Source organism: Mangrovactinospora gilvigrisea, assembly GCF_001879105.1.
GTDB lineage: Bacteria > Actinomycetota > Actinomycetes > Streptomycetales > Streptomycetaceae > Mangrovactinospora > Mangrovactinospora gilvigrisea.
Genome location: NZ_MLCF01000184.1, coordinates 1 through 4,158, shown reverse-complemented (window position 1 = coordinate 4,158; position 4,158 = coordinate 1). Strand labels below are relative to the sequence as shown.

The 4,158-nt window shown below is 72.2% G+C and carries 5 protein-coding genes; all 5 read right to left on the bottom strand.

The genetic code is table 11. The annotated features are described in order from the left end of the window. Window positions 1-14 precede the first annotated feature (14 nt). Entirely contained in the window at window positions 15-404 is a 390-nt protein-coding gene (locus tag BIV57_RS24745) for a hypothetical protein (RefSeq protein WP_139275779.1), read from the bottom strand. Between the two features lie 219 nt (window positions 405-623). After that, the gene (locus BIV57_RS23065) at window positions 624-1,814 is read right to left on the bottom strand and encodes a hypothetical protein (protein WP_071658808.1); all 1,191 of its coding nucleotides are present in this window, start codon (window positions 1,812-1,814) and stop codon (window positions 624-626) included. 35 nt (window positions 1,815-1,849) lie between these two features. Next, the gene (locus BIV57_RS23060; RefSeq protein ID WP_071658810.1) at window positions 1,850-2,968 is read right to left on the bottom strand and encodes a DNA cytosine methyltransferase; all 1,119 of its coding nucleotides are present in this window, start codon (window positions 2,966-2,968) and stop codon (window positions 1,850-1,852) included. Window positions 2,969-2,979: 11 nt separating this feature from the next. Further along, window positions 2,980-3,249, bottom strand: a complete 270-nt coding sequence (locus BIV57_RS23055) for a DUF4314 domain-containing protein (RefSeq protein ID WP_071658807.1) — start codon at window positions 3,247-3,249, stop codon at window positions 2,980-2,982. 40 nt (window positions 3,250-3,289) lie between these two features. Beyond that, on the bottom strand, window positions 3,290-4,158 hold an 869-nt coding region (locus BIV57_RS23050; RefSeq protein WP_175548837.1), incomplete at its 5' end, for a type IV secretory system conjugative DNA transfer family protein.

Below are 4,158 nucleotides of genomic sequence, written 5' to 3'. Positions count from 1 at the left end.
AGGTCCTCCCGGGCTCATCGATGTTGGTCGTGAGTGAACGGTGGGGGCGCTTGTGGAGCGGGCGGCGCCAGCCGCAGGTCGGGTTGGGGCTGGTCGGGTTCGTCGGGGAGTTGGGTGATTGCGGTGAGGGCGTGGAGGCGGGCGCGAAGCAGGTGGGGTCGCATGCCTTCGGCGGCCTCGTGCGCGGCGTCCTTGAGGGCGTGGCCGTCGAGATGCCGCTGGTGCAAGCGCTCCAGAAGCCGCAGCGCGGCGTGCAGCTCCTCGGCCGCGTCGCTGGTGGACTCCTGGGCGGGTGAGGACGCCGGCGGGATGGACTGAAGATCTGCCGCGAGTGCGGTGGCGGCCCGGATCGCCGCCTTCACCCGCGCGACGGTGACCGGACCTGTGAGCAGCGCGTCGCGCACGACCGTGGCGGTGCGACCGTGTCGCGGATGGATGGCGGCGATGAGTTGGGCGACTGCTTCGGCTTGTCGGCGGAGCGTTGGTTGGGCTGGTGGGCCGGTCGGGATCTTGGGCATCGTCTGCCTTCCGCTCGCTTGGGGGTAGAGCGGGCACAACGCCTCGGGGCGTCGTGCTGGCTGCTTGTGGCAGGGGTGGTACGTCAGCGGTGGGGAGACGGTGCGTCAGAGTTTCCGGCGACGGGAGGGGGTGCGAGGAAGAGGTTGTGCGCCTGGGGCGCCGGGGCAGCGGTCGCCGAGATCGTGGTGCGTACGTGCGCAGGGGCGGGCGTTGTGGGTTGCTGCAGCGTCGCGGCGGGTCGCGGCGAGTGTGCTTCTCAATGCGTTGTGCAGGGTGTCGCGTTCGGCGGTGGCCTGGGCCAGCTGGCTGGCCTCCTTGACGATGGCCGCGACCGGAAGCCGGCCCGTGTGCTCGCCGGCCAACTCGATCAGCCGCATCCGGCTGTCGGCCACGGCCTGCTCGGCGGCGACCAGGTGGTCGCGCTGGTGGAGCAGGACGGAGTGCAGCCCCGGCTCCTGGTTGTGCTCGAAGTCGTCCCGGAGCTGGTCGAGCGTCTTGTGGGTGGTTTCTTCGATCTGCCGGTCGATGGAAGCAGCGGGGGCAGGCCATGAGCTGGCGGCGGTGGCTGCGGCTCGGGCCGTCTCGCTGAGGGTGCGGGTGCGGTCCTGCGGGGGAGACGTGTCCTGGGGGCTGCTGGTCGTGGGCGCCGTTCGGGGTGAGGGCGCGGCGGCTGCCGGTGCGGTCTCGTTCTGCCAGTTGGTCAGGCGCTGCAGCAGCGGAAGGGCGGACCGGCCCTGGTCGGTCAGTCCCAGGACGCGGGCGGTGCGTCCACGGCCCCCGGAGTAGCTCCAGTCCTGGGTGATCTGGAGCAGGCGCGCATTCAGCAGGGCCTGCCAATGGGGGGTGGCCGACCAGGTCGTTCCGAAACCCAGGTGCTTGGTCAGGTCGACGGTGTTCATCGGGCCGTCGCGCAGCGCGATCAGCATGGCGGTGATCCGCGGCTTGGCCAGGAAGTCCACCGCCGCCTCGGGGTCTGGTGCGGACCCGCCGGCCAGGCCGACGGCGCGGGCCCAGGAGGCGAGGTCCTTGCCAAGCTCCAGGGCCTGCCGTCCGCGGTCGGTGATGGCGTAGGTGGCGGGGATCTCGTCGCGGCTTTGCGTGCAGAGGCCGTTGGCCCGAAGGGTGCGCATCCGGATCCGGGTTGCCACATCGGTGATGTTGAAGTGGTCGACGAGCTGCCTGATTGTCCGCGGTCGGCGGAGGTAGTCCAGGTGGGCGAAGACCTGGACCGAGCGCAGCGCCTGGAGCGCGGCGTTCAGCTGGGCGAGGTCGTGCTCGGCGGCGTCTGGGGCCATGGGCGGGTCCTCCTGATCGTGTCGGTTGGGCGCGGCTAGGCGGCCAGCTGCACGTCGGCGCGGGTGAGGCCGAGGTGGGGTGCGGCCAGGTGGGCGGCGAGCAGGGGCGGGACGGCGTTGCCGATCTGCTCCAGCCGCCGGGTGGCGGGGCCGGCGAAGGGGTAGCCGGCGGGGAAGGTCTGCAGGAGAGCGGCCTCCCGGTCCGTGATCCGCACGGACTCGGTCTCGCCTTGGTGAATGCCGTCGGGCTGTCGGATCCAGCGCACGTCGTTGCCGCGGTGGCCGAACAGGACGGTCGCCGCCGGCTGGGTGGCGGGGCGGAGGCACGCGTGGGCCTGGCTGGAGGAGCGCAGCAGCCACTGCCCCTCGGCCTGCGCACGGGTCAGGGTGGCGCGGGATCCGGAGGCGAAGGCCTCCGGCCCGCCGGTGGCCGGTCCGCCGGCGAGCACGGTGGGGCTGGGCCGGGTGGTCGCTCCCCAGCCCAACGCCTGGGCCATCGACACCCACGGTAGGCGCGGGGTGCCGAAGAGCAGGGCGGGTTCGGGGTGTTGGGCGTGGGTGGGTTCGGGCGGGGCGGCGGGTCGGGTGCGGGAGGCGATCAGGATGGCGCGGCGCCGGGTCTGCGGGACCCCGAAATCAGCCGCGTTGAGGATGCCGGTCCACACGGAGAACCCGGCAGGGCGCAGCAGGTGGGCGTAGGCCCGCCACAGCGGCAGGACCAGGGGGACCTCTTCCATGAGGACCCAGAGGGGGAGGCCGTGGGGGAGGAGGGCGGCGAGGTAGCGCATGGGTTCGGCCGCGAGCAGGGAGCGCGGGTCGCGACATTGGGCCAGGAGTTCGGTGCGGGTGTCGCGGCCGGCGGCCAGGTCGGTGATGGCCTTGAGGACCAGGGGCTGGTCGAGCAGGCCCAGGCGGTGGCCGGCGGTGGAGTAGGACTGGCACGGAGGTGAGGCGATCAGCCCCACCACCCGCAGCATGAACGGCCGCACTGGGTAGGCGGCCAGATCACACCGGATCGTCAGGTGGCCGGCGGCTGCGCGGGTGGCGCAGGCCAAGGGGTCGATCTCCAGCCCGACGTCGCGGCGGCCCAGCATGGCCAGTCCTTGCGCCCAGCCGCCGGGGCCGGCGAACAGGTCCAGGATGACGTCGCGGATGCCGGGCAACCTCAGCGTCCGCGTCCGTGCCCGCGGTCGTTGCGGAGGTTCGGCGCGAGGGTCTCGCTGGGGGCCGACATGTTGTGCGGGTTGTCGAGGAGGCTGACCTCGTCGCCCTCATCGAGGAGCATGGCCAGGGTGGAGCCGTCGTCCCACTTCACCGACAGGACCTGCTGGTCCTCGTCGAAGCGCAGAACGGTCCCGGCGGTCCCGGGGCGCAGCTCGGTGTGCGGGTCGTCGGTGTGGACCAGCGTGATGCGCTGGCCGCGGCGAAACTCCATCTGCTCTTCCTTCCATTGCGTGGCATCGTGCGGCGGAGTATCAGGTCGGCAGGTGCCAGTCGGTGGGGCCGGTGTGCTTGGCGTTGGCGCGGGCGGTGATGCCGGCGGTGGCCTTGGCGGAGGCGGCGGCCAACTGCTGGGCGTCCGCGTCGCGATACCAGGGGCGCAGGGTCAGGCGGGCGGGGCGGGTGCCGGTGGCGAACAGCAGCGCGGTGCCCTTGGGGAGAGCGCGGATGGCGTCGGGGGGAAGGAGGCGTTCGATGCGGGTGGAGACGGAGATGTTCTTGCCCAGCGCGGTGTCGGTGGAGGAGGTGGAGAGGGCTTCGACTTCGTGGTCGCCGACCAGGCGGGAGAGCTTGTCGGCGAAGTCGGCGTCGTCGATGCCGGATCCGATGACTTTGACGGTGGCCGCGGACCACAGGGCGTCCATGCCCGTCTCGCCCCACACGCGCTGGCCCTGGCGGTAGGACTGCAGGATGGTCAGGGGGATGACGCCGCGGGAGCCGAGGTGGGAGTACAGGTCGGGCAGGTCCTTGATGCGGCAGACGTTGGCGGCCTCGTCGAGGATTGCCAGCAGTGGCGGATCGAGCCGTCCTCCGGAGCGTTCGGCGAGTTGGACGGCGGCGCGCATCACGGCGTCGGCGGCGGCGGCGATCAGTGCGGAGGCGGAGCCGCCGCCGTCCTTGGACAGCAGGTAGAGGGTGTCGCGGGAGGCGACGAAGGCGTGCGGGTCGAACTCCGGGATGTTCCGGTGCGGTGTCACCCACGCGGCCACAGCGGGGTCGAGCAGGCAGGAGGCGTACTGCCGGGCTGTTTCGAAGATGCCGTCTCTGGTTTCGACGGCGCCGGCGACGGTGCCGGCGAGTTGGGCGGCGACCGCGTCGTGTCCGGCGGCTCGGAGTTCGTCGA